This window comes from Shewanella intestini (assembly GCF_018221465.1).
In the GTDB taxonomy this organism is placed as follows: domain Bacteria; phylum Pseudomonadota; class Gammaproteobacteria; order Enterobacterales; family Shewanellaceae; genus Shewanella; species Shewanella intestini.
In genome coordinates this window covers 89835-115257 of the sequence record NZ_JAAIKR010000002.1, presented here as the reverse complement: position 1 = coordinate 115257, position 25423 = coordinate 89835, and the positions used below count along the sequence as shown (strand labels likewise).

At 40.4% G+C, this 25423-nt stretch carries 28 protein-coding genes; 16 read left to right on the top strand and 12 right to left on the bottom strand.

The genetic code is table 11. The features are described from left to right. The first annotated feature begins 22 nt into the window (after positions 1–22). From hisD to hisIE, 7 genes are all read left to right on the top strand, one after another. Positions 23–1321 (top strand): histidinol dehydrogenase, encoded by a 1299-nt coding sequence (hisD, locus tag G3R48_RS03610; protein ID WP_153663875.1) that lies wholly within the window; start codon positions 23–25, stop codon positions 1319–1321. A 2-nt stretch (positions 1322–1323) separates the two neighbouring features. Continuing rightward, a complete protein-coding gene (hisC, locus tag G3R48_RS03605; protein WP_153663191.1) occupies positions 1324–2358 on the top strand; it encodes a histidinol-phosphate transaminase in 1035 nt (344 codons plus the stop codon). A gap of 133 nt (positions 2359–2491) precedes the next feature. Then, positions 2492–3559, top strand: coding sequence for a bifunctional histidinol-phosphatase/imidazoleglycerol-phosphate dehydratase HisB (gene hisB, locus G3R48_RS03600; RefSeq protein WP_153663189.1), 1068 nt, complete (start codon positions 2492–2494; stop codon positions 3557–3559). Between the two features lie 8 nt (positions 3560–3567). After that, entirely contained in the window at positions 3568–4200 is a 633-nt protein-coding gene (gene hisH / locus G3R48_RS03595; protein WP_153663187.1) for an imidazole glycerol phosphate synthase subunit HisH, read from the top strand. After that, positions 4197–4934 carry a 1-(5-phosphoribosyl)-5-[(5-phosphoribosylamino)methylideneamino]imidazole-4-carboxamide isomerase gene (gene hisA, locus G3R48_RS03590; protein ID WP_153663186.1) on the top strand — a complete coding sequence of 246 codons (738 nt, stop codon included), beginning with the start codon at positions 4197–4199 and terminating at the stop codon, positions 4932–4934. The genes hisH and hisA overlap by 4 nt, the downstream gene beginning before the upstream one ends. Beyond that, positions 4916–5689, top strand: coding sequence for an imidazole glycerol phosphate synthase subunit HisF (hisF, locus tag G3R48_RS03585; protein WP_153663184.1), 774 nt, complete (start codon positions 4916–4918; stop codon positions 5687–5689). The genes hisA and hisF overlap by 19 nt, the downstream gene beginning before the upstream one ends. Positions 5690–5705: 16 nt before the next feature. Then, a complete protein-coding gene (gene hisIE / locus G3R48_RS03580) occupies positions 5706–6329 on the top strand; it encodes a bifunctional phosphoribosyl-AMP cyclohydrolase/phosphoribosyl-ATP diphosphatase HisIE (RefSeq protein WP_153663182.1) in 624 nt (207 codons plus the stop codon). Positions 6330–6404: 75 nt separating this feature from the next. Here the strand turns inward: hisIE and lpxM are convergent, their stop codons facing one another. From lpxM to pheS, 4 genes are all read right to left on the bottom strand, one after another. Beyond that, the gene (lpxM, locus tag G3R48_RS03575; protein WP_228497366.1) at positions 6405–7358 is read right to left on the bottom strand and encodes a lauroyl-Kdo(2)-lipid IV(A) myristoyltransferase; all 954 of its coding nucleotides are present in this window, start codon (positions 7356–7358) and stop codon (positions 6405–6407) included. 199 nt (positions 7359–7557) lie between these two features. Next, positions 7558–7857: an integration host factor subunit alpha gene (gene ihfA, locus G3R48_RS03570; RefSeq protein ID WP_153663180.1), complete on the bottom strand. Its 300-nt coding sequence runs from the start codon at positions 7855–7857 to the stop codon at positions 7558–7560. 3 nt (positions 7858–7860) lie between these two features. Continuing rightward, complete coding sequence (gene pheT, locus G3R48_RS03565; protein WP_153663178.1) at positions 7861–10248, bottom strand: phenylalanine--tRNA ligase subunit beta; 2388 nt, start codon at positions 10246–10248, stop codon at positions 7861–7863. Between the two features lie 14 nt (positions 10249–10262). Then, complete coding sequence (pheS, locus tag G3R48_RS03560; RefSeq protein ID WP_153663176.1) at positions 10263–11246, bottom strand: phenylalanine--tRNA ligase subunit alpha; 984 nt, start codon at positions 11244–11246, stop codon at positions 10263–10265. 461 nt (positions 11247–11707) lie between these two features. Here pheS and G3R48_RS03555 point away from each other — a divergent pair, with 461 nt between their 5' ends. After that, positions 11708–13207 (top strand): methyl-accepting chemotaxis protein, encoded by a 1500-nt coding sequence (locus G3R48_RS03555; RefSeq protein WP_153663174.1) that lies wholly within the window; start codon positions 11708–11710, stop codon positions 13205–13207. A 102-nt stretch (positions 13208–13309) separates the two neighbouring features. Here the strand turns inward: G3R48_RS03555 and G3R48_RS03550 are convergent, their stop codons facing one another. Then, complete coding sequence (locus G3R48_RS03550) at positions 13310–13729, bottom strand: VOC family protein (protein ID WP_153663172.1); 420 nt, start codon at positions 13727–13729, stop codon at positions 13310–13312. A gap of 79 nt (positions 13730–13808) precedes the next feature. On the opposite strand from G3R48_RS03550, the gene soxR reads away from it, so the two are divergent. Further along, complete coding sequence (gene soxR, locus G3R48_RS03545) at positions 13809–14249, top strand: redox-sensitive transcriptional activator SoxR (RefSeq protein WP_153663170.1); 441 nt, start codon at positions 13809–13811, stop codon at positions 14247–14249. A 362-nt stretch (positions 14250–14611) separates the two neighbouring features. On the opposite strand, the gene G3R48_RS03540 is transcribed toward soxR, so the two are convergent. The 5 genes from G3R48_RS03540 to G3R48_RS03520 form a co-directional block, all read right to left on the bottom strand. Continuing rightward, entirely contained in the window at positions 14612–15064 is a 453-nt protein-coding gene (locus G3R48_RS03540; protein ID WP_153663168.1) for an Hsp20 family protein, read from the bottom strand. Positions 15065–15325: 261 nt separating this feature from the next. Further along, positions 15326–16012 (bottom strand): alpha/beta hydrolase, encoded by a 687-nt coding sequence (locus G3R48_RS03535; RefSeq protein WP_153663166.1) that lies wholly within the window; start codon positions 16010–16012, stop codon positions 15326–15328. Positions 16013–16187: 175 nt separating this feature from the next. Then, on the bottom strand, positions 16188–16415 hold the full coding sequence (locus G3R48_RS03530; protein WP_153663165.1) for a DUF3389 family protein: 228 nt from the start codon (positions 16413–16415) through the stop codon (positions 16188–16190). 82 nt (positions 16416–16497) lie between these two features. Further along, the gene (locus G3R48_RS03525; RefSeq protein WP_153663163.1) at positions 16498–16980 is read right to left on the bottom strand and encodes an FKBP-type peptidyl-prolyl cis-trans isomerase; all 483 of its coding nucleotides are present in this window, start codon (positions 16978–16980) and stop codon (positions 16498–16500) included. Between the two features lie 71 nt (positions 16981–17051). Further along, on the bottom strand, positions 17052–18263 hold the full coding sequence (locus tag G3R48_RS03520; RefSeq protein ID WP_153663161.1) for a lytic murein transglycosylase: 1212 nt from the start codon (positions 18261–18263) through the stop codon (positions 17052–17054). 186 nt (positions 18264–18449) lie between these two features. On the opposite strand from G3R48_RS03520, the gene G3R48_RS03515 reads away from it, so the two are divergent. Together G3R48_RS03515 and G3R48_RS03510 are read left to right on the top strand one after the other, a co-directional pair. After that, a complete protein-coding gene (locus G3R48_RS03515) occupies positions 18450–18809 on the top strand; it encodes a DUF2750 domain-containing protein (RefSeq protein WP_153663159.1) in 360 nt (119 codons plus the stop codon). A 165-nt stretch (positions 18810–18974) separates the two neighbouring features. Continuing rightward, the gene (locus G3R48_RS03510) at positions 18975–19622 is read left to right on the top strand and encodes a hypothetical protein (RefSeq protein WP_153663157.1); all 648 of its coding nucleotides are present in this window, start codon (positions 18975–18977) and stop codon (positions 19620–19622) included. A 121-nt stretch (positions 19623–19743) separates the two neighbouring features. Here the strand turns inward: G3R48_RS03510 and G3R48_RS03505 are convergent, their stop codons facing one another. Then, on the bottom strand, positions 19744–20685 hold the full coding sequence (locus G3R48_RS03505; protein WP_153663155.1) for a chemotaxis protein CheV: 942 nt from the start codon (positions 20683–20685) through the stop codon (positions 19744–19746). Positions 20686–20971: 286 nt separating this feature from the next. On the opposite strand from G3R48_RS03505, the gene G3R48_RS03500 reads away from it, so the two are divergent. The 4 genes from G3R48_RS03500 to G3R48_RS03485 all read left to right on the top strand — a co-directional run bounded on the left by G3R48_RS03500 (position 20972) and on the right by G3R48_RS03485 (position 23612). Beyond that, positions 20972–21535, top strand: a complete 564-nt coding sequence (locus G3R48_RS03500; protein WP_153663153.1) for an LON peptidase substrate-binding domain-containing protein — start codon at positions 20972–20974, stop codon at positions 21533–21535. A gap of 196 nt (positions 21536–21731) precedes the next feature. Further along, a complete protein-coding gene (locus tag G3R48_RS03495) occupies positions 21732–22304 on the top strand; it encodes a sigma-70 family RNA polymerase sigma factor (RefSeq protein ID WP_228497404.1) in 573 nt (190 codons plus the stop codon). Beyond that, positions 22301–22969 (top strand): ChrR family anti-sigma-E factor, encoded by a 669-nt coding sequence (locus G3R48_RS03490; RefSeq protein WP_153663149.1) that lies wholly within the window; start codon positions 22301–22303, stop codon positions 22967–22969. The genes G3R48_RS03495 and G3R48_RS03490 overlap by 4 nt, the downstream gene beginning before the upstream one ends. A gap of 469 nt (positions 22970–23438) precedes the next feature. Further along, a complete protein-coding gene (locus G3R48_RS03485) occupies positions 23439–23612 on the top strand; it encodes a hypothetical protein (RefSeq protein ID WP_153663147.1) in 174 nt (57 codons plus the stop codon). 104 nt (positions 23613–23716) lie between these two features. On the opposite strand, the gene G3R48_RS03480 is transcribed toward G3R48_RS03485, so the two are convergent. Beyond that, complete coding sequence (locus tag G3R48_RS03480; protein WP_153663145.1) at positions 23717–24682, bottom strand: 1-aminocyclopropane-1-carboxylate deaminase/D-cysteine desulfhydrase; 966 nt, start codon at positions 24680–24682, stop codon at positions 23717–23719. Positions 24683–24870: 188 nt separating this feature from the next. Between G3R48_RS03480 and G3R48_RS03475 the strand changes: the two genes are divergently transcribed. Continuing rightward, positions 24871–25284 carry a YccF domain-containing protein gene (locus G3R48_RS03475; RefSeq protein ID WP_153663143.1) on the top strand — a complete coding sequence of 138 codons (414 nt, stop codon included), beginning with the start codon at positions 24871–24873 and terminating at the stop codon, positions 25282–25284. Positions 25285–25423 lie beyond the last annotated feature (139 nt).

Here is a 25423-nt window from a genome sequence, read left to right as displayed (position 1 = left end):
GACAATGAACAAGCAAATTAAAATGCAGTGTGTTGACTGGGATACCTTAAATGCTACAGCTCAAAAACAAGCGTTACAACGCTCACCATTAGTTGGTGAGTCAAAAGTAGAATCACAAGTCACTGATATTATTGAACAAGTTATTAATGAAGGTGACGACGCACTAAAAATGTTTAACCAACGTTTTGATAATGCACAAACCAACGTTTTAAAAGTATCAAAAGCACAAATTGATACTGCTTGTTCAAACGTTGCACCATCATTAAAAAATGCCATATTACATGCTGCTGAAAATATAGAAAGCTTTAACCAAGCGCAATCGTTTAAAGCCATTGATATAAACACCCAACCAGGTGTGCGATGTGAATTAAAAAGTGAAGCTATTGAGCGTGTAGGCTTGTATATCCCAGGTGGCACTGCGCCGCTTATTTCAACAGTAATGATGCTGGCAATCCCAGCTAGAATTGCCGGTTGTAAAACAAGAGTCTTAGTTAGCCCTCCTCCTATTAATGATGCCATCATTTATGCTGCAACCGTTTGTGGAATCACAGACATATTTCAAGTGGGCGGCGCACAAGCCATTGCAGCATTAGCATTTGGCACCGACTCTATCCCGCAAGTTGACAAAATCTTTGGTCCTGGCAACCGTTATGTCACTGAAGCAAAACGTCTGGTTTCACAAGACAGTCGCATTAGTGTTGCCATTGATATGCCTGCTGGGCCATCAGAGGTACTAGTCATAGCGGATGATAAAGCCAATCCAGATTTTGTTGCCGCTGATTTACTGTCACAAGCTGAACATGGGCCAGACTCACAAGCCATTTTAGTGACCACATCAAATGAACAGGCTACTGCAGTTAATCGTGCTTTAGATGAGCAGCTTGCTAAATTACCAAGAAAAGAGATTGCTTCACAAGCATTGTCTTGTTCACGAAGTATCGTTGTTAAAGATTTAATCGATGCGGCAAAAGTATCTAATCAATATGGTCCTGAGCACTTAATCATTCAAACAGAGCAACCGCGAGAAGTGTTAACAAATATTCGCGCAGCAGGCAGCGTTTTCCTTGGGGCATATACACCTGAATCAGTTGGGGATTATGCCAGTGGTACTAATCATGTTTTACCAACTTATGGTTATAGCCGTAATTATTCAAGCTTATCGTTAGCCGATTTTAGTCGCCGCTTTACCGTGCAAGAACTAACATCACACGGGTTAACCACACTTAGTGAAACGGTGATGACATTAGCTGAGAATGAGTTATTACAGGCACATAAAAATGCGGTTGCTGTGCGCATGGCCACAATTAAACAAGGATTGTGAACATGACCTTTAATGCCAATAAACTCGCCAGACCTGAACTGTTAACGCTCACGCCATATCAAAGTGCAAGGCGCATTGGTGGCCAAGGGGATATTTGGATTAACGCCAATGAATCACCTTACAATAACAGCGAACTCGATGGATTAAATCGATACCCAGAATGCCAACCGCCGGCATTGATTGCTGCTTATAGTCGTTATAGTCAAGTTAAACAAAGCCGCATAGTAACTTGTCGTGGTGCTGATGAAGCGATTGAACTGCTTATTCGTACCTTCTGCGAACCCGGAAAAGACACCATTGCCACCTTTGGCCCTACCTATGGTATGTATGCCATTAGTGCAGGCACGTTTAATATTGGTGTAAATGAAATACAACTGACTGATGATTACCAACTTCCCCATGGTTGGCAAGATAAAGCCCAAGCTGCAAAATTGGTCTTTATCTGTAATCCAAATAACCCAACTGGCAGTATTATTGATAAATCACAGTTAGCGGCTGCTGTCGCAAGCATGCCTGAGACGTTAGTTGTTATCGATGAAGCTTATATTGAGTTTAGCCCTCAATACACAAGCACTGATTTATTAGAACGTTACCCAAATGTCGTGATCCTGAGAACCTTATCTAAAGCGTTTGCTTTAGCTGGAGCACGTTGTGGATTTTTATTAGCGAATGAAGCCGTTATCGATTTAGTCATGCGCGTAATTGCGCCTTATCCGGTGCCATTACCCGTAGCGCAAGTTGCCACTAACGCATTAAGCCAATCAAATATTGCATTAATGCAGCAACAAGTGAGTGAACTCAATGTTCAAGGGCAAAAGTTAACTACCGCATTAACGGCAATAGGCGCGACCAGTGTTACGCCATTTGGAAATTTTGTGTTGGCACACTTTAGCGATGTTGCAGCTGTACAAACAAAATTAGCAAAAAATGGCATTGTTGCACGTGCATATAAAGACACGCGGTTAGCCAATGCAATTAGATTTAGCTTTACCAATGCTGCCCAAACACAAACTTTAATCACGGCATTATCATCATAAATTTGATGACCGGGTGTATTTAACGATTATCTTTGTTAATCAATACCCGTTACTACATTAATCAAAATACGTGTAATTACTCCAATAACACGCAGTAACAGATTACGATAAGAACATTATTTAAGGCCCTAACATGAAGCAAAAGATTTTATTCATCGATAGAGATGGCACTTTAGTTGAAGAGCCAGCAATAGATAAACAGCTAGATACACTAGAGAAGTTAGTCTTTGAACCACAGGTCATCCCCGCATTACTTAAGCTGCAACGTGCGGGCTATAAACTGGTGATGGTAAGTAATCAAGATGGCTTAGGCACAGACTCCTTCCCACAAGCTGACTTTGATGCGCCACACAATATGATGATGAATATATTTAGTAGTCAAGGGATAAACTTTGATGATGTGGTGATATGTCCACATTTTGACAACGATAATTGTAGCTGTCGTAAGCCCAAATTAGGGCTAGTAAAAGATTACTTAACTCAAGGGAAAGTCGATTTTACCCAGTCGTTTGTCATCGGCGATCGTAGCACCGATATTGAACTTGCCAATGCCATGGGGATTAATAGTTTTCAATATAACCGCACCAGCTTAAATTGGGATAACATTTGCGATGCATTGTTAAATACTAACAGGCAGTCACAGGTTACTCGCACAACTAAAGAAACTGATATTCGCGTCAGCGTAGACTTAGATAAGCAACAAAAAGGCACCATTAACACAGGTATCGGCTTCTTTGATCATATGCTTGATCAAATTCAAACTCACGGTAACTTTAAAATGGATGTTAGCGTTGATGGTGATCTTGAAATTGATGACCACCACAGTGTTGAAGACACCGCACTGGCAATCGGTGATGCCATTCGCCAAGCCTTAGGCGACAAACGCGGTATTGCCCGCTTTGGTTTTAGCCTACCAATGGATGAAGCTAACGGCCAATGTTTAATGGATATTTCAGGTCGACCTTTTATCAAATTTGATGCCCAATTTGACCGCGAATTAGTTGGCGAAATGGCAACAGAAATGGTGCCGCATTTCTTCCGTTCTTTTGCTGATGGTTTGCGTTGTACGCTACATCTGAGCACTGAAGGTGAAAACGATCACCACAAGGTTGAAGCCTTATTTAAAGTTCTCGGCAGAACATTACGCCAAGCAGTGAAAGTCGAAGGCGACATATTACCATCAAGTAAAGGCGTACTTTAGGAGTGAAAATGTCTGTAAATGCCAATGATATTACAGTAATCATCGATACAGGATGCGCAAATTTAAGCTCTGTTAAATATGCTTTCGAGCGATTAAATGCCAACGTTGTCGTGACAGCAGAACATGCACAAATTAAAGCTGCCACTCGGGTGGTGCTGCCCGGTGTTGGCACTGCTGGCGCAGCAATGGATGCATTGAATAATCGTGATTTAGTCACTGTAATTAAAAGCTTAACCCAACCCATTTTAGGTGTTTGTTTAGGTATGCAAATGTTATCAGCGTTGTCAAAAGAGCACGGCGGACGCGCTCAATCAAATGTTGAGTGTTTGAATGTCATCCCCACGCAAATAACGGCATTAAATAGTCAAGGATTGCCGCTACCGCACATGGGATGGAACCAAATTCAAGTCGGTAACCACCCGCTTTTTAAAGGCATTGCCAACGGCAGCTATGTGTATTTTGTCCATAGCTTTAAAGCACCTATTAGCCAATACACGCTAGCCCAATGTGAATATGGTGAAACGTTTAGTGCAGCAATTGGCAATGGCAACTTTTTTGGGGTGCAATTTCACCCTGAAAAAAGCGCCCAAATTGGCGCACAAATACTGCAAAATTTCTTAAATATGGGGACATCACAATGATCATACCTGCAATTGACCTAATTGATGGTCAAGTGGTGCGTTTATACCAAGGTGATTACCAACAACAAACCACCTTTGACTTAAGCCCACTGGCACAGCTTCAATCTTACCAAAACCAAGGTGCCAAACTTTTACATATTGTCGATTTAACTGGCGCAAAAGATCCGCAAAAACGCCAAATTACACTTATTGGTGAACTGGTTGCAGGCTTGCAAACTGACATTCAAGTAGGTGGCGGGATTCGCAGTGAAGCACAAGTTAAAGAACTATTAGACATTGGGGTAAAACGGGTTGTTATTGGCTCGCTAGCTGTAAAAGATCCACAATTAGTAAAAAGTTGGTTTAAAAAATATGGCAGCGATGCCATTTGTTTAGCGCTTGATGTCAATATTGACATCAATGGCAACAAAATTGTTGCGGTTTCTGGTTGGCAATCCGGTGGCGGAAAATCACTTGAAAGCCTCGTAGCAGACTTTAAACAAGTAGGATTAAAGAATGCTTTAGTCACTGATATTAGCCGCGATGGAACCCTACAAGGTGCCAACACGGATTTATATCAAGAGCTTGCTAGCCTTTACCCTGAGATCCTTTGGCAAGCATCAGGTGGCATTGCAACCTTAGACGATGTTCAAGCAGTTAAAGACAGCCAAGCCAATGGCATTATTATTGGTAAAGCCTTATTAATTGAAAACTTTACAGTCAAGGAGGCAATTGCATGTTGGCCAAACGCATAGTGCCTTGTTTAGATGTCCGCGATGGTAAAGTTGTTAAAGGCGTACAATTTCGTGATCATGAAATTGTCGGCGATATTGTGCCACTTGCTGCACGCTATGCACTTGAAGGGGCAGATGAACTCGTATTTTATGACATCACTGCCAGCGCTCACGATCGCGTAGTCGATAAATCTTGGGTCAGTCGAGTTGCAGAGCAGATTGATATTCCCTTTTGTGTCGCTGGCGGCATTAAAACGATTGAACAAGCCAGAGAAAAATTGGCTTTTGGTGCCGACAAAATCTCAATTAACTCGCCGGCGTTAACCGATCCAAGCTTAATTTCACGCTTGCAAGATGAGTTTGGTCGCCAATGTATCGTAGTTGGTATCGATTCTTACTATGACAAAGCCAGTAATAGTTATAAAGTGAAGCAATTTACTGGCGATGAAGCCGCCACTAAAGACACCCAATGGTTTACCCAAGATTGGGTTGAAGAAGTCCAACAACGTGGATGCGGTGAAATTGTACTTAATGTAATGAACCAAGACGGAGTGAGAGGTGGCTACGATATCACCCAGTTATCATTAATCCGCGCCTTATCAGATGTACCACTGATCGCCTCGGGTGGCGCGGGAGAAATGGTGCACTTTAAACAGGTTTTTGAACAAGCAAATGTCGATGCAGCCCTTGCTGCGAGTGTGTTCCATAAAGGCATTATTGATATCAACGACCTTAAGCAATACTTACATAACGAAGCTATCCCTGTTCGCCTTTAAAATAATGGAAAAAACCATGACAACTACATTCTTTGATTTAAACAACGTTGACTGGGATAAACAACAAGGTCTAATGCCTGCAATTATTCAAAATCATTTAACAGGCAAAGTGTTAATGCTTGGATACATGGATAAAGCCGCATTAGACAAAACCCTCAACACCGGGTTAGTTACTTTTTTTAGTCGCTCAAAACAACGCTTATGGACTAAAGGTGAAGAATCGGGCAACACATTACAATTAGTCGCTATCGATAATGACTGTGATAATGACACGTTTTTAGTTCAAGTTATCCCTAACGGCCCAACATGTCATAAAGGCACTGAAAGCTGTTGGAAGGACGGCCAAGCCCACCCATTTGTTGATAATTTAACCAATGTGATTATTTCACGTAAAAGCCAAAGCCCTGACACCAGTTATACCGCGTCATTATTTGACCGAGGCACTAAGCGCATTGCACAAAAAGTCGGGGAAGAAGGATTAGAAACTGCACTTGCAGCAGCAACCCACGATAAAGAAGAACTGATTAATGAAGCCTCTGATCTAATGTATCACTTAATTGTATTACTTGAAGATCAACAGTTATCTATGGCTGATATTAATCAAAATTTACTCGCACGCCATACTAAAGCGACACAATAAACTCCACTCGCTTTAAACATAAAAAATCCCGCTTATTCATTTTTGTTAAGTGGGATTTTTATTTTTAATAACAGCCTAGCGATAAATATTTTCATCCGGATTTGGGCGAGTTTTTAATAATTTTAAAAACCACATATATTGCTCAGGGTAAGCAATAATCACCTGCTCGACAATTTTGTTTAATGCCAATGCTTCGTTTTCTTTGCCTTGCATCGTTTCCGGCGCAACAGCAGGTAGAACCGTTAAATTAAACACTCGGGCGCATTGATCATAACCAATGGTTACAGGCATTACTTTAGCATTACCAGCTTGAGCTAAACGCCCTACTACTGGCAACGTAGCTTTTTCTGTCCCTAAAAATGGGGCAAACACACTTTGTTCACGACCTAAATCTTCATCGGGTAAATAAAAAAAGCTATTGTCTTGTTTAAGCTCAGTGATTAGGGCTCTTATTCCCGCCTCTCGCATATACACGTGTCCACCTTGTGAGCTACGCATACGATTACTAAACCAATTAAATAAACCATTATTGTGTGCTTTAACCATTGTGACCATCGGCACTTCAATATTAAGGCGCAGTCCTGCGTAATCGATTGGCCACACATGAGGCATAATAAAGATTATCGGTTGGCCTTGCTCTCTCGCTGCAATTACGTTTTCAATGCCATGCAATTGCACTCGTTGCTTAATATATTCATTCGAGCGCAGCATTAATTCAGCTTGTGACAATAGCGTAATAACAAAATGGGTCACATTGTCTTTGATTAATGCATCAATTTGCTCAGCGTTCATGTCTGGAAAACACATACCAATATTGATTTTGGCAACATGTAGTGGCTTTTTAGCTATTTTAACAACCAAAGTAGATAAAGCGCGTGCAATAGGATCTCGAAGCCACGCAGGCATAATACCAAATAGCAACAGTATCCCAATCGCTATCCAAGTCGGCCAATATTTAGGGTGCAACAACGCCATTTTGAAACGACGATCAAAATGTTTAGGGGTTCTTTTTTTAGATGAAGACGCCAAGAAAACTCCACTCAATAGAAATATAAACGGCCTATAATTTTATCAACTATCAAAAGGAAGGAAAATGATTTCTAGCCTGTTCAAACAAAAGATGTGAAATTACACAAGCTTAAACCGACATAAAAATAAAAAAAGCCTCCCAAAGAAATGGGAAGCTTTTTTATTAAACAAAATCAATTATACAGATTTTGTATGCGAATTAGCTCTTATCTGCGTTAGCTGCTTCAACTCGTGTTTTCAACTTCTGTCCTGGACGGAATGTCACAACACGTCGGGCAGAGATAGGAATATCTTCACCTGTTTTCGGGTTCCTTCCCGGTCTTTGATTTTTATCCCTAAGGTCAAAGTTGCCAAAGCCAGATAACTTGACCTGCTCACCACTTTCTAGTGCTTCACGAATTTCTTCAAAGAAAGTCTCGACCATCTCTTTCGCGACACGCTTGTTAATGCCTAATGTTTCAAAAAGATGTTCTGCCATTTCGGCTTTGGTAAGTGCCATACTTTAATCCCTCAACAATGCGTTGAACTCGCTCTTAAGAGCTGATACAACTGATTCAATAGTCTCAGAAATATCTTTTTCTTCAAGTGTACGAGTAATGTCTTGTAATGTAAGTGCGATTGCGAGGCTCTTTTTGCCAGGCTCTACACCTTTACCTTGATATACATCGAACAAGTTTAAGCCAACCAACTGATTTTCGCCAACTTTTCTTATCAAATTCATCACGTCAGTTGCAGAAATTTTTTCATCTACAACCACGGCAATGTCACGACGATTAGCAGGGAACTTCGATACAGCTTGGGCTAGCGGCAAATTAGACTGCAATAATGCGTCTAGTTCTAACTCGAAAACAATTGTTTTGCCATTTAAGCCAAATGGTTTTTCTAGGCTAGGATGTAGCGCACCAATATGACCAATGACTCGATTATTTCTTAATATTTCAGCACATTGTCCTGGATGCAGCGCAGGATGAGTTGCTGCTTTAAAGCTAAATTCACAATCCGCTGCTGTCAAGCCGATAATAGATTCTAAATCACCTTTTAAATCAAAGAAATCGACTGTATTTGACTCCATTGACCAATGTTCATCACTTTGATTACCTGAAATTACCGCGCCCAACATGGCTTGCTGACGAACGCCTGCATCTGCAGTTTCATCAGGCACAAAGCGTAAACCTGTCTCAAATAATCGTACACGCGATTGTTGACGGTTTTGGTTATGACCAACGGCAGCTAATAAACCCGTAAACATTGATAAGCGCATTGCAGACATATCAACTGAAATTGGGTTAGGTAAAACCATTGGTGTTTGTTCAGGATGTACAAGAGATTGTAATTTTGGATCAACGAAGCTATAAGTAATTGCTTCTTGGAAACCTCTTGCGACTAATAAGTCACGTACACGCTTAAGAGGCATATCCGCTTCTTTATGATCTGACATATTCAGAGCTGCAACTGGGGCAACATTTGGAATATTGTTATAACCATAAATACGCGCAACTTCTTCAATCAAATCTTCTTCGATTGCCATATCAAAACGGTAAGTTGCGGTAGTGACATTCCATTGTTCATTGCTTACTGCAACAGTAAAGCCAAGACGTTCTAGAATTTCAGTCACATCAGTATCAGGAATATGATGACCTAATGTTTTATCTAATTTACTGCGGCGCAATGTAATTTGTGCAGGCTTAGGTAAATCAGCAGCAGATACAGCTTCAACAACTTGTCCAGCTTCACCACCACAAATATCAAGAACCAAGCGAGTAGCACGATCCATCACCTTGTGTTGCAATTGAGGATCAACACCACGTTCAAAGCGGTGCGAAGCATCAGTGTGCAAGCCTAAACGGCGTGATTTACCCATAATGGCTAGTGGTGCAAAAAACGCACATTCTAATAGAATGTCTTGCGTATTTTCAGTTACGCCGGTTGCTTGTCCACCAAATACGCCTGCTAATGCAACCACTTCTTTGTCGTCAGCAATGACTAAGGTGTCATCAGGCACGGTCACTTCATTACCATCAAGTAATGTCAGTTTTTCTTTGCCGTCAGCTAAACGAACCGTAATACCACCATTAAGTGTATTAAAGTCAAACGCATGCATTGGTTGACCAAATTCAACTAATACATAATTTGTGATATCAACAATCGGGTCGATACAACGAATACCACTACGACGCAACTTCTCTTGCATCCATAATGGAGTTTGCGCTTTCACGTTGATATTTTTAACTACTCGACCAAGGTAACGACCACAAGACTGTGGGGCTTCAATATTAATGCTAATCGGAGCATCGATGCTTGCACTAACGGCTTCCCATGTTGGCTCAGTCACCGCTTGACGATTCAATACACCGACTTCACGGGCAAGCCCTGCCATGCCAAGACAATCGGCACGGTTAGCCGTAAGATCTACGTCAATCACGCAGTCTTCAAGGTCTAAGAATTCACGTACATTTGTACCAATCGGTGCGTCAGCAGGTAATTCAATAATACCGTCACTTTCAATGTCGATACCTAGTTCACCATATGAACACAGCATACCGAATGAAGGCTGACCACGAAGTTTGGCTTTTTTAATTTTAAAATCACCAGGTAACACGGCACCAACCATGGCAACAGCAACTTTTAGACCTAAACGACAATTAGGTGCACCACACACAATATCGATTAACTCTTCTGCGCCAACATTAATTTTGGTGACACGTAATTTATCTGCATCAGGGTGTTGACCACACTCAACCACTTCGCCAATCACTACACCACTAAATTGTGCTGCAACGTCGTCGATACCATCGACTTCAAGCCCGGCCATGGTAATTTGGTGTGACAATTCGTCACGGCTTACACTTGGGTTAACCCACTCACGAAGCCAAGATTCGCTAAATTTCATCTGTTATTGCTCCGTTACTTAAATTGCTTAAGAAAACGTAAATCGTTTTCAAAGAAGGCACGTAAATCATTCACGCCATAACGCAACATGGTTAAACGCTCAACGCCCATACCAAAAGCAAAACCAGAGTATTTTTCAGGGTCAATACCAACACTGCGAAGGACATTGGGATGAACCATGCCACAACCAAGCACTTCAAGCCATTTACCATTTTTACCCATTACATCGACTTCAGCAGAAGGTTCTGTGAATGGGAAGTATGAAGGACGGAAACGGACTTGTAGGTCTTCTTCAAAAAAGTTACGCAAAAAGTCATGTAATATACCTTTAAGCTCAGCAAAATTGACGTTTTCGGCAACCATCAAGCCTTCAACTTGATGGAACATCGGTGTATGTGTTTGATCGTAATCGTTACGGTAAACGCGACCTGGAGAAATAATACGTAGTGGTGGCTGCTCATGCTCCATGGTGCGAATTTGCACCCCTGAGGTTTGCGTACGTAACATCACCTTTGGGTTAAAATAAAAGGTGTCATGATCAGCACGAGCAGGATGGTGTTCTGAAATATTCAATGCATCAAAGTTATGGAAATCGTCTTCAATTTCAGGCCCTTGTTTAACACTAAATCCAAGCTCACCAAAAAATGATTCGATACGTTCGATAGTGCGAGTCACAGGATGCAACCCACCTACTTCAAGCGTACGTCCAGGCAGAGTCACATCAATTTGCTCTGCTGCTAATTTGGCTTCTAACTCAGCAGCTTTCAACCCTTCAATACGTTCTGAAAGTTGTTTTTGTACCGCTTGCTTTGCTTGGTTGACGGCTTGACCAAATGCAGGTTTTTCTTCTGCACTTAATTTACCCATCATTTTCATCATGTCAGTGATTTTACCTTTTTTACCAAGGTAATCGACACGGATTTCATCCAATGCCTTTAGATCACTGGCCTTCTCGATGACATCTAAGGCTTGTTCTACGATCTCGGTTAACTGTTGCATTATTGTTTCCACTGCATATTGCATATAAATGCGATGAACTGGCATATAAAGAGCCAATACTTAAACAAGCATAAACAACCACACTTGTTTCAAATCTGTTTTTTAAATAAAAGAGTCAAATTTTACGTGAGCAGATTACATTTTTCCAGCGGATTATTGATTTTTCCTTGCAAATACTTGGTATTAACACCTTTATTTAACTCATTAATGAGCCTCATCCAACATTTAGTACAAAAACACTTATTTTTTCCCGCCAAATCATCAAAGTATGCGAAAATACTGCGCCATTATAGAATCAACCCTTGTGATTCATCCTAATGCATTAAATTGCTGGCAGCGTTACAAATAACACAGACATTATTTTTTAAAAGTACGCTAATTTAACAATTTAGTTAAAGTTACAGCTTTTGATACCGATATCAGGTAAAGCTTAAATTAAAGCCAACTCAGAAGAGGCAAAAATGAAAGAAGTAAAATTTAGATGGGTCGATCAATTTCTTATTCACATGTCGTTGAAAACTAAATTTACCATACTTGCTATTGTTCCCATGTTAATGATGATAGGCCTGACGGTCTTCCTTAATCATCAACATCAAAAAAATGTGCAACAAACCTATTTAAACAGTGTGCTTCAATCAAATAATGCCACCATTAATTATCTTGATAGTGCCTTAAAATCCATACCTGATAATCAACGCCAGTCGATGGCGACCACACTTTCATCTCACTCACGCATTCAACAACTAAATGCCTTGCCATTTGATTTAAAAAACCTTGCTAATGCTGGCGGTGGTATCGATATGTCTAAATCAACGGTATCTGTCATCAGCAAGCGTAACAACCATAATCAAGTCATTGTTTCTGAAGTTAACCTTTCAGATATCGACGTTGGTAATACAGGGTTTAGTTACGCGTTAGTCGCCGCCCTATTGTTTATCTTATTTATATTTGCTTATTACATATCAACCTTTGTTGGTGGCGCACTATTTACTTCAGTAAAAGCATTACGACAAGCCGCTGATGGCGATTTAACTGGGCGTTTGAAATTTTTTGAAGTAAGAGATGAGTTCAGTATTTTAGCCATTAGTATCGACAAACTGGTCGAACGCCAACATCATTTAGTTAAAAATATTACCCAAGCGACAGAGCAAATTCGTAATGTCGTATCCACCTTCAGAAATAACGCAGAAGAAGGCCAAGCACTTGCAATTAACCAGCGTCAACACCTTGATTCACTAGCCGCGGCTATGGAAGAGATGACTGCCGCAGTGCATGAAGTTGCAAATAATGCAGAGCAATCTTCAACTGAAACACAAGAAGTAAATAACCAAGTGGCAACGGGATCAAAAGACATTCAAACCACAGTTAATGCCATTGATGTGTTATCCACCGAAATTGGCGATGCGTCAAACGCCGTGGTGGAACTTAATGATAACGCCAATAAAATTGACGACATTGTTACCACGATCAATGCTATTTCAGAACAAACTAATTTACTGGCACTTAACGCGGCAATTGAAGCAGCACGAGCAGGCGAACAAGGACGAGGATTTGCCGTGGTTGCAGATGAAGTCAGAACACTCGCAGGACGTACACAATCTGCAACGGTTGAAATTAAAACCATGATTGAAGCATTACAATCGGGCACACGTAATTTAACCCAAGTGATGTCACGTACTGTTGAGCAAGCAGAGGAAGGTAAAAAGCATGTTCTACACACGGGTGAAGACTTAACTAATATTGCCCAGCGCAGCACCAAAGCCTTTGATATGAGTGTATTAATAGCAACCTCAGCTGAACAACAATCAGGAGTTGCCAACGACATTGCCAGCAACTTAACTGAAATAAAAAACCAATCCCAAGATGTGGAATTATCAGCAACTGGTGCAGTTGCCGGTTGTGAAGAACTGTTTGAAACTGCTGAGCAACTAGATAAGTTATTAGTAGGTTTAAAGGTTTAAAGCAGACAAGTTACTGTATTAGAGCCAACTAAAACGCTACCTAATGGTAGCGTTTTTGGTTAGTGCAACTTGGTTTAATAAAGCCCAACCACTTGGCTTGCCTTAATCTGTATATTTATTTCGCTCACTGGGTATATCACTAAAATATTGCAAGAACTCCACTTCATAACCGTTTGGGTCTATATAATAAACACTTTTATGTGACTCATCTGTCGCACCATTAATAGCTATATTAAAGCCTGCTAGTGTCATACGGTTAACTAACGAATCGATATCGCTAACGACATAGGCAAAATGCCCTAAACCTAAGTCGTGGCTTTTAACATCTCGGATTTGCCCGGTACCATTATCGTTAAATGACAAATAATGATAATCATCACCAAAGTGCACCCATTGACGCTGTACACCATGCCAGAGTCCCTCTCCACGACCACGGATCGACCAATGAGGCATCGCAGCCTGATAAAAAGCCAATGTTTGTTGTAAATCACTCACGACCAAATTCAAATGTTCTAAATGCATGTTGTTCCTCCATTAACGTTGACTCATGCTATTACCTAAAGTTAACTTGAGGTAAAGAAATAATTAACGAGAAATAAATATGTCATCAAAATCGTTTGAATTATCGGTCGGTCAAGTCGCAAAACGTGCGGGGGTACAGGTATCTACATTGCATTTTTACGAGCAAAAAGGGTTAATCACTAGCCTTAGAAACCAAGGAAATCAACGCCGATATCAACGTGAAGTGCTACGCAGAATATCCATCATTAAAGTGGCTCAGCGTTTAGGTATTTCGCTAACTGAAATTAAAGCGGCACTGTCATCTTTGCCTAATAACCGAACACCAAATCAAGCAGATTGGGCTAAATTATCTACCCAATGGCAAGCTCAATTAACGCAGCGAATTGATATGTTACAGAACTTAAAAGATTCACTAGACGGTTGCATAGGTTGTGGTTGTTTGTCGATGACAAACTGTCCCATATACAATGATGGTGATTATTTAGCTGATAAAGGCAATGGCGCAGTACTGCTTAAATAGGTGTATTTTCCGCAAAAGAGATGGCAAAAAGAGACGACTTGCCGCCCATACTCACGAGGGGTTGTCTTGGTATAGCCACCTTCAAATACCGTTTTAAAAGGGTAAAAGGTAAATATTAATTATGGGTGGCACGTTAGTAGTAATCATAGGTGGCATGTTAGTTAATCAGATTTTTGATACCAGAAAAAACAACGAAGAATCAGACCACAAAGGTACAACTTGATACATGAAGTTGGTAACGGTGAGACATCTTAAATAAGTGCAAGATTGTTTGTAATGGTAGGCAATAACTAAAAGATCAAAAAAGCCTAGTGCAGCAACACTAGGCAAAGAGGTATGGAGAATTCAATGCAAATTAACGATTATTCAATCATATTCTGACTGCTGTTAATAGCAATCTTACGTGGCTTCATTGCCTCGGGTAGCTCTCGTACCAGCTCAATATTTAATAAGCCATTTTCAAGTGCTGCGCCGACAACCTTTAAGTGCTCTGCCAGTTGGAAAGTACGGTCAAACCCTCTTTCGGCAATGCCTTGGTGTAAATATTTGCGTTCTTCTTTTTGGGTAGGCTTAGTGCCTTTAACCAATAATTTATCGCCTTCACTGGTGATCTCAAGCTCATTCATTGAGAAACCGGCAACAGCCATAGTAATGCTATAACGGTTTTCACCAAGTAGTTCGATATTATATGGAGGGTAACCACTGGAATTGCTGCCATTGTTTGCAGCATGTTCAGCCAGTTTAGCTAAACGGTCAAAACCAATAGCACTACGGTAAAGTGGAGTGAGATCTGGGGTAATATTAAAGTGACGCATAGTCATATCCTTGTATAAAGCAATATGTTAAAAGTTAGCCATTATTGGCGTTTGCCATTGCCCTTTCGGCACAATGTGTAGCAATGAACTGAAACCTCTGTTGAGCATTTCATTGGGTGTTCCCTGCTACAAATACAGATATGCGGTCGATGTTTTATTATTCAAGGGCGTTATTGAATTTTTTTTGATAAAAAACCAACAACCCCTCAACTTTCAATACTTGAAGAATATTAACTCCATATTATCAATAACTTGGTGTAATTAAGCTAACATCAGATTTATCCAACTTCCAATATCAATTAATTGTTCTGGCAATATACTGTGCCCCATAGGGTAGCTTTGCCACTGACTTTGGTAACCCGCTTTTGTAACAGCTTGGTAAGCCATTTTGCCAGCAAATAATGGCACGACTTCGTCGAGTTCACCATGATGTTGCAGTAACGGGGTTGCGGCATTGGCTTGGTTTAATCCTTCAGGTAAATGTTCGCCTGCTGGCAGATAACAAGATAACGCCATAATCCCTGCCAGTGGTTTTTCATATCGCAAACCACTAAATAGGCTCATGACACCACCTTGGCTAAAGCCAGCTAAAATAATTTTATTGCTCGCAATGCCTTGCTCATTTTGTTCATTAATTAGCTGCTTAACAATCGCTTCTGAGGTTAGTACTCCGTCAATGTCTGCTCTATCATGCAAATCCATGCTCTTAATGTCATACCATGACCGCATGACCGCGCCGCCATTAATCGTCACCGCTTGCTCTGGTGCGTGAGGAAAAACAAACCGCGTATTCAGTGCTGCATTTAGGTTTAACATCGGCACAACGGGTGCAAAACCTGCCCCTGAGTCGCCTAAACCGTGTAACCAGATAACGCAGCTTGTCGCTGTTGTTTGCGGTTCAACCACAATGCGATCGGCCAATTGTGTCGTTTGATATGTTGGAGACATGTTCATCCTTTTGTTTATCTCGTGATGTTTAGTTTTAATGATTATTGTTATTGCTTAGCACGCTAAATTCTATGTGGTTATCTCAGTGCTTAGATGTTCGCTTATTACACGCTATGCCATGTGTTTAGTGCTAAGTGCTAAGTGTTGTTTGCCACAGTCGAGGCAATCAGCGCCATTAAAGTGCAGCAATACCTGTTTCATTTAAAATCTGTTCAAATTGTTTGGCATTGTCTAGCGCAATACTCCAACGAACTGTACCACCATCGGCCACTAATACTAGCCCTTGATGATAACAACTAATATCGTCAACGCTTGCTGACAACACCACTTGGTTTTGCTGTATCCGGCACTGAACTTCATGTGCGGTAACAATTAATTTGCCTTGTGAAAAAGGGATTAGCATGACAACTGACACTCTTTAATTAGCTACAAAATAAAAATCCCAACGACCTATAAGCTCGTTGGGATCATTTAAAGCGGTAAAACTAGTGTTGATGGCCACCCGCACCATGAGCATGCCCATGTGCGATTTCTTCATCACTGGCTTCTCTAGCTGCCACAATTTCAATATCAAAAGTTAATTCGCGTCCAGCAAGTGGGTGATTCACATCAATCGTCGCCATAAACTTACCCACTTTAACGACAGTCACTTGACGCTGACCTTGCTCAGTATTCACAAGCGCCGACATGCCCGGCTTCCAAACTTTAGCGCCAGTTAAATGTTTAACTGAAACTCGTTGCAGTGCATCTTCTTGGCGCTCGCCGTAAGTGTCTTTTGCAGCAGGAGTGACAGTAAACTTGTCTCCAACTGCCTTACCATTAATCGCATCTTCAACACCTGGCATCATGTTGTCATGACCATGTAGGTACGCAATTGGCTCGCCGCCAGCATTGGTTTCAAGTTGCTGACCTTGTTCGTCACTTAAGGTGTAGTTGAACTGTACAACCATGTCATCAGTAATTGTCATTGGTATTCCTAAAAATAAATTTTCGGCAGCTTAGCAAATGTCAGACTAAGAGGCCACTTAACTCATCAGCATTATTGGTGCGCTAAACCTAATGCACTAAAGGTAGCTTTGTCAGGGAAGCCGTCTGCGACTAACCCTTTGCTGCGTTGGTAAGCTTGTACACCATTAATTGAGTTCTTACCTAGTACACCATCAGGTTTTCCTACTTCAAAACCGTTGTCATTTAGCGCTTGTTGCAGCTGTTTTACTTGCGCCCTTGATAAGCGTTGGTGTAACGGCGGCGTGATAGCAAGTGGTACCCCCCCATTAATGCGATCGGCTAAATGCCCTACGGCAATGGCGTAAAATGTTGAACGGTTCCAGCGCATAATCACATTGAAATTATCATAGCCAAGAAATGCTGGCCCTTTATGCCCTGAAGGCACATATAATGCGGCTTTCATATCTGGGGTAGATAAACGTTGACCAGATACTTGGGTGATATTTAATTTGGCCCAGTCGGTCAACGGCTGAGCATGTTTCGCCCCTAATAGTTCAAAATCAAACGGTTTAGGTAACAAGACTTCCCTGCCCCAACGCTCGTTTGGTTTCCAGCCTAAATGCTGTAAAAAGTTAGCTGCTGACGTTAAGGCGTCTGTGGTGCTATTCCATAAGTCAGCGATGCCATCGCCGTCACCATCGACAGCATATTTAGCGTAGTTGGTTGGCATAAATTGGGTGTGTCCCATTGCTCCGGCCCATGATCCCACCATTTTTTCATCGCTAAAATGGTATTTTTCTTTGAGCTTTAATGCTTGCATTAACTCTTGAGTAAAATACTTACTGCGCCTTGGGTCACACGCTAAAGTTGCCAGCGAGTTTAAAATTGGCATTTTACCTTTATAGCCACCAAAATTAGTTTCTAGTCCCCAAAATGCCACAATATATTGGCCAGGAACACCGTACTTTTTAGTGAGCTGTTGCAATAAATCATGATGCTTTTTAAGCAGTTTACGGCCTTGGTTAACTCTTGATTCGGTCACTCGCTTACCAAGATAATCGGCAAAGGTCGTGGTAAATTCAGGTTGGCCTCTATCTAACTCAATCACTCTAGGAACATATTTTAAATTGGCGACACTGGTATCTATTGTTTGTTGCGAGATACCCGCCTGCTTTGCTTGCTGTTTTAACTGAACAACACATTGATTAAACTCAGCGGGATTGGCAAAAGTGGGAAAACTAGCACATACGGAAGAAAAAACGACACAAGACAATAAAGCGGAGAGTGGTCTAATTTTTGCCATCTGGAAATTCTTATAAATAGTCACATTGATCCCCATCGTGACTGATTGACCAAGACTTCTCAACCCCTTGTTCTATAAATTTTTCAACTCTGAACACTTTATCAACTAAAGCATTAAAATTGGCCTTTCACTTCGGTCGTCATCCCGTATAATAAGCTGGTTTCCACTCACTTAAAGAGATCTATCATGACAGAACTAAATCCTGCATTAACTGGTTTTATTGAACAAGTTAAACAACATCAAGTCGTTTGGGGTTTGCAAGATGAAACTGGTGAAGGTTGGGTCGTTTGTGACTCATCAGAATTCGAAAATACTGATGTGATGCCATTATGGTCTTCAGAAAGTGCAGCAAAAACTCATTGCACTGAAGAGTGGGCTGACTACCAAGCGGTTACTATTCCCCTCACCGAGTTTTTAGAGTACTGGGTGGGTGATTTAAATGACGATGGTGTACTGCTCGGTATTGATTGGGAAGCAGATCAAGAATGTATTGAGTTAGACCCAATTGTTGTTGCTAAAGAACTTGTTGATATTGAACAAGAGTAAGCACTGTACAACACGCCAAGTGGTATGTTGATTTTACGATACTAAGACATGCAACCTAACAGCTTGTCAGCGTTGCTGATTATCAATATACAAAAAGCTACCCTGTTTACAGCGTAGCTTTTTTACTATTTATCCTGTAGCGCTGAACCGTTTAGGTGAGAAAATATGATACATGCTGTTGACGTGCCTTTTGACAAACGCCACCAATGTTGGTTTTGTGAAGAACCCAGCGCACATGCCTTAGAATATTATCGTTTATCACATACACCCCACCCATCTATCAGCGTCCCAGCATGTAAAGAATGTATGCGGTTAGCCAACAAGCATTTGTTAACCTCTATTTGGGATTGCCGCGCGGCTGTCAAACAACAATTAATGTATCGTTATCAAAAAGACTTAGCCATTGGCATTAACTGGACCGAACAAGAATTAAAAGAATCTGAATTCGACTGTAAGGTATTTGGTGGCTTTAAGAAAAGTGCATGGATGATGTACAACATCGCCAAAGACAGAATCAACGCCCAAGGCTGGGAGCTCAGTGTCGATGGGCAACCCATCAGCACCGACGGCGACACTCGTTCATTGCAGATATTTGAATTTGACGGCTTAGAATTCGTTTCACTTACCCACGCTATTGCACATTATGCTCAAACGTTAAGTTTGTCAGCCCCATTTTTACAACAGTTAGTGACTACGATGGGAAAAAATGCATTTGGTAAAGCAGTGAAGATTGCACGGCTTCATATTGGAATTACCCACGAACATCAACAAAAGATCATCAATAATTTGATTGAAGATCAAGATCATTTGTAAAACACAACGCCATATTTAGTCACTAAGCAGCCTTTCAAGACTTACACAATCGATGAGGTTTCAGAAGGCACAAAAAAGCAGGCGCTTTGCTTTAATTCGCTAATGTGCCTCACTCACAAAATTAGTTAATTTGACGCATACGTTCTTGAACCACAGAAACTAACAAGTCAGGCTGAAATTTAGAAATAAACTTATCACAACCGACTTTCTCAACCATAGCATGGTTAAAACTGCCACTTAATGAAGTGTTAAGCGTAATATAAAGCGACGATAAACGACTGTCACCACGAATTTCAGACGTTAGCTTATAACCGTCCATTTCAGGCATTTCGGCATCGGTAATCATCATCAATAATTCGGTTGGGACATCACGGCCTTCATCAGCCCAAGATTGTAATAATCTTAACGCTTTAAGCCCATCAGAAGCCTCGATTAATTCAATACCAAGTTGCGACAAGGTATCTCTAATTTGCGCTCTTGCGGTTGATGAATCATCAACAATGAGTACTTTTTTCCCCATTAATTGTGGCAGTAATTGCTCATCAAGCACACCCTCGGACAAGCTAATATCATAATCAATAATTTCAGCTAGTACTTTTTCAACATCAATAATTGACACTAACTTTGACACGCCATTTTCTTCAATTTTCGTAATAGCGGTTAAATAATTTTGCTTACCCGCCGTATTCGGTGGCGGCATAATATCACTCCACGTCATATTGACGATATGCTCAACCTTTTCAACAAGGAACCCCTGAACACTTCGGTTATATTCCGTAATAATTAGATTACAATCTTCTGCCTGTGGACGTGGGGCAAAACCGATTGCTTCACGCAAATTAATCACCGGAATTGACATACCGCGAATATTAGCAACACCGGCAATACTTGGATGACTTCCTGGCATTGCATTTAATGGCGGTACCGCCACCACTTCTTTAATTTTAAAAACATTAATAGCAAATAATTGTAATGAATTAATTCTAAACAACAGCAACTCAAGGCGATTTTCACCGACTAATTTAGTTCGTTGGTCTACAGCATCGAGTACTTTATTATTCATTACAGTTCCTGTTAATCACAATGTTCAAAATAATGCGAAAGCGTAAAATTATTATAGTGGTAACGGCCATATAAAGCAGTGATAAACCACCCAAATGGGCTTGTTTCACTAAATTAAATCGTTCACTCAATCACCTATTAACATTTAAAGCACAAGTGACATAGCAAATATTACATTCCACTCATTTACTTTGAGGAGCTATCAAACAAAAGCTAATAACCCAATTGAGATCAAAATGCTTGCTTGGTGCGTATACAAGGTCAAACACTTTTACTGGGATGACTTCATGAATATCGCTATTTTTCCCTTGCCTATTTGCATCTTGCCTCAAGGATATACCCAGTTACGGGTTTTTGAGCCGCGTTACCTGCGTATGGTCAGTGAGTCAATGAAATCAAATAAACAATTTGGCATTGTCATGTTGAACGAAAATAAAACCCTACTTGAACATGGCACTTTAGTTGAAATAGTGGATTTTGACACACTAGAAAACAACATGTTAGCCATTACCGTTAAAGGCTTGCAAAACTTTAAGCTTGGTGACATCAAAAAAGACACTGACGAGTTAACCCACTCAAATGTCAAACTCTCACCACTTTGGCAACCAACCGAAATAAAACAAACGGATGAGCAAGAACTAAAACTAAAACAGACGCTTATTTCTATTTTTGAACAATACCCTCAACATAAAGCGATTTATCACGAACATTATTTCAATGATATCAGCTGGGTATGTCAACGCTGGTTAGAAATATTACCGTTGAGTAGTCAACAAAAACAACAATGTATAAGCCAGACAACCCACCAGCTTACACAAAAAATGTTGGCTGAAATCATTAAAGTTAATTAGCAGTGATCGCATTGGTATTCGTCTACGTACAAAACATGACTCAGTAACCACATAGCGTTGAAACAATTTATATTAAAACTGCCTTTTTTACTGCAAAGGCAAAAACGAAATAAATGGTGTCACTATGCAAATAAACTCCACCAAAACATCACAACAAGGTTATGATAATGTTAACCATAATCAAACACGTGATGTTATGAAGACAAACAGCGATAAAGATAATAATGAACAACTTGCCTTGTACATGTCAGCGGTTGCCAATTATCAAGACAAACGTGCATTTGCCAAGCTTTTTGCCTACTTTAGCCCTAAAATAAATGCCTTTGGTCATCAACGTCTCAATCAACAGGGCCTTGCTCTTGATTTGGTTCAAGAAACCCTAACCCGCGTATGGACCAAAGCGCATTTGTACAACCCCGATAAAGCCGCGGTGACAACATGGGTTTTTACCATCATGCGTAATCAATGCTTTGACATGCTACGCAAAGTGCAACACAACCGTGAAGATTCTTTCGGCGATGATATTTGGCAACTGTTTGACTCTGACAACGCACAAGAAGATGACAATGATTTCATGCTCTCGGCTTCACTGTTAAAGCATGTAGATGCCCTTCCTCCATTGCAAAAACAAGTCGTCAGAGGTATTTACCTGCAGGAACTCACCCAACAAGAGTTGGCTGAAAAACTCCACATTCCAATTGGTACAGTTAAATCACGGTTACGTTTAGGATTAGAAAAGCTAAAAAGTTACATGGAGCAAGCGCTATGATTAATTTCCACCCTGATAAACAAATGCTTGAGCTCCATGCCCAAGGTCAATTACCACTGTCTTTATCTATCGCGTTATCTGCCCATATTGAATATTGTGGCCAATGCCAACAACAATGCCAGCAGCTCACCAAGGCGCTTTCAGTTGAGGCGTTTTCTGACAATTCAGCACCCGCCCAGCAAGAGCAAGCACTACTTGATGATTTACTCTCAAACATGCTTAGTGATATAGACGATTTACCGTTAGATACTGGAATAAACTTACCTTCGTCAGTAACGGTCACGGTTAAAGAAAAACAATACGCTTTACCTCAAGTTTTTCGTCAACAAATGCTAAGCGAATGGCAAGGTATAGGTAAAGTAAGCCGCGCCAGATTAGACACAGGAGAAGGCAAAGCAAGAGCCAGTTTACTTTATATTGATGCTGATGGCGAAATACCACAACACACACACAAAGGCACTGAGTTAACGTTATTACTGGCAGGTGAATTTAGTGATGAATTTAGCGACTACAAACCCGGTGACTTAATGGTAATGACCGCTGAAGATAAGCATTCGCCTAAAACGAAACAAGGTTGTTTGTGTTACACAGTGGTTGACGCACCGCTGTACTTCACTAAAGGATTAAGCAAAATCCTTAACCCCATTGGCGAATTAATCTACTAAAAAGTTATTTTTTTCACACAATCTACAATAAATGATGTTAGCAAAGGTGAGCGTTTTTGTGATATTGCTTACCTTTGTTTTAAATTTAATACACAAAGTTCTTGCTTCTGAAAAATCCTTTGATTACAATTCATGCAAATTCGTTCAAGGTTTTATATGTTTATCTAATTGTGAGTCTTTTCAACTTCCTCTAGTAAACCCCTACCAAGCGTATTTCAGTCTAGTAATTCATGGTATATCAATAAATATCGTCATCGATTTGTCATAATGGTATGTTTTACTAGATACATAAAGAGATTGAAGTAGCAAAAAACAGCACGTCACTGAAACGGCTAAACCTCTTTATTGAACGCGTAGAGAAAATCAACGCATCGAAATTTGAACAAACTTTCTGTAGCAGGTACTGCTAAGGATATTTATATTAATAAAACAATCACTTTAGGGTGAAATATAATAAGGAGTGTGGCATATGTCATACCATTTAAACGGTCACGAAATTGTTGTTAATTTTCCAGTTGATTCAATTTCTTCAAATAAAAACTCCATTGCCTTTACTGACACAAACGGTAAAACAATGAAAACATTTACAAAGCGTACTGAAGCATTGCGTTTCATGAAGTGGCTACTCACTGCAAACAAATAACTTTAACCTGCTCTAACCACTTTGCTCTGTTAATAATAAGCGCATTTCACGGTATTTCCTCTCAGTTACCGACCGTTTATTAGAACAGAGCAAAAGTCTATCAACTACTCCCCAAACTTACGTTTATATCTTGCCAACATCGTCTTATTGCCTTTTAGTCCACCTTGATGAATGTAAAGCAATGGCCAATTTATTTCATGGGTTGCTGATTTTTTTTGGCGCAGATAATGCTGTAACACTAAAAAGCCAACTGGGTCATATAACATGTCAAATTCAATCCCCTGTTGGCACACGTGTTGCCACATTCGATAGCAACTCAAGTCCAATTTACCAAAATGATATTTTTTACCATTATTAATAATATGTGGGTGGTCATCGGTATTTGTCTCTAACGAGCTAAATTGCTGGCGTAAATAGTCATCGTTACCGACCGTGGCACAAGTCAACACATTAATGGTTACTCCTTGAGTGTCATGGTGGTTAAAAAAACGTTGTAAATATAATGCAGTGGTTCCCGTGCCCGCAGGTAAAAAGACCTCACATTGTTGATAACGTTGCGCTAATGCCCAAACAATAATTTCTTGCCCCAGTTTTTCAACCCCTTGTTTAGCATATTCACAACGTCCGCCTTCTGCGACAAACAATAACGTGCAAGGGTCGTTATCATTAAGGTAGTGTTGTGTAATCTGCGCCATTTTAAGATCCAGCGTCGCAGCGTTGATTTGCTTAAACTGTGGATGCTCACTCACACTGATCACATTGGCGCCATGCTCTAGTGCACCGAGATAATTGCCTTGTGGATTTTTGGCCAAATACGATGGAATATGATCAACATAAAAATCCAATTGCCAGCCTTTTATTTTAGCCAAAACAGATAATGAATATAAAGAGTTAGCTTGGGCTGAACCACTACCTATAATGCGCTTAACGTTGGGGAAATCATGGTTAAAAAAGTAATCAAATTTGCGGGCTTTATTGCCACTAAAATCATCATCAATCAAATCATCACGTTTAACAAAAACACACTGATTTTCAAATGTTATACTCTCTATCGGACTTGGCAGGTTCATTGGTCACTCGCATAAAACAACATTATTGTCATTTTAACTAATAGTTGGTCTAAAGTGGCATTGTTTTATCTTCCCATTTACTCGCTATAGTCAGATTTTTAGCATAAATAAAATAAAACAATAAGTTAAGTAAATGGCATGGTTTTAGCATGCGTCATATTATATTTACCTATTTTCAAGGAACATTCATGAGTGTACTGCGGTTTATCTTCAATTTGGCTTGGTTCATTATGGGCGGTTTAATCATGGGCTTAGCATGGTGGTTAGTGGGACTATTATGCTTTATAAGTATTATCGGCATCCCATTTGGTAGAGCGTGTTTTGTGATCGGTGAAATGACATTTTGGCCATTTGGTCAAGAAAGCGTTAACCGCAAACAACTGCTTGGACATGAAGATATTGGTACAGGTACCATGGGCTTATTGGGCAACATCATCTGGCTTGTCTTTTTTGGGATCTGGTTAGCGCTTGGCCACTTGGCTTCAGCCATTGCCTGCTTTGTTACTATTATCGGCATTCCATTTGCTATTCAACACTTAAAGCTTGCACTATTAAGTCTAACGCCAATTGGTCAAACCATTGTTAATCGTTCTGAAGCATAATTGTCCGTCTCGATAACAACAAAAAGCCCCTATTCATTAACATGTTAGGGGCTTTTAAAATGAGACAAGGCTAATCGACCAATGTCCCAGACAGATTTATCGACCAAGCACAAAAAGAAACTTAACTTGCTCTTATGGT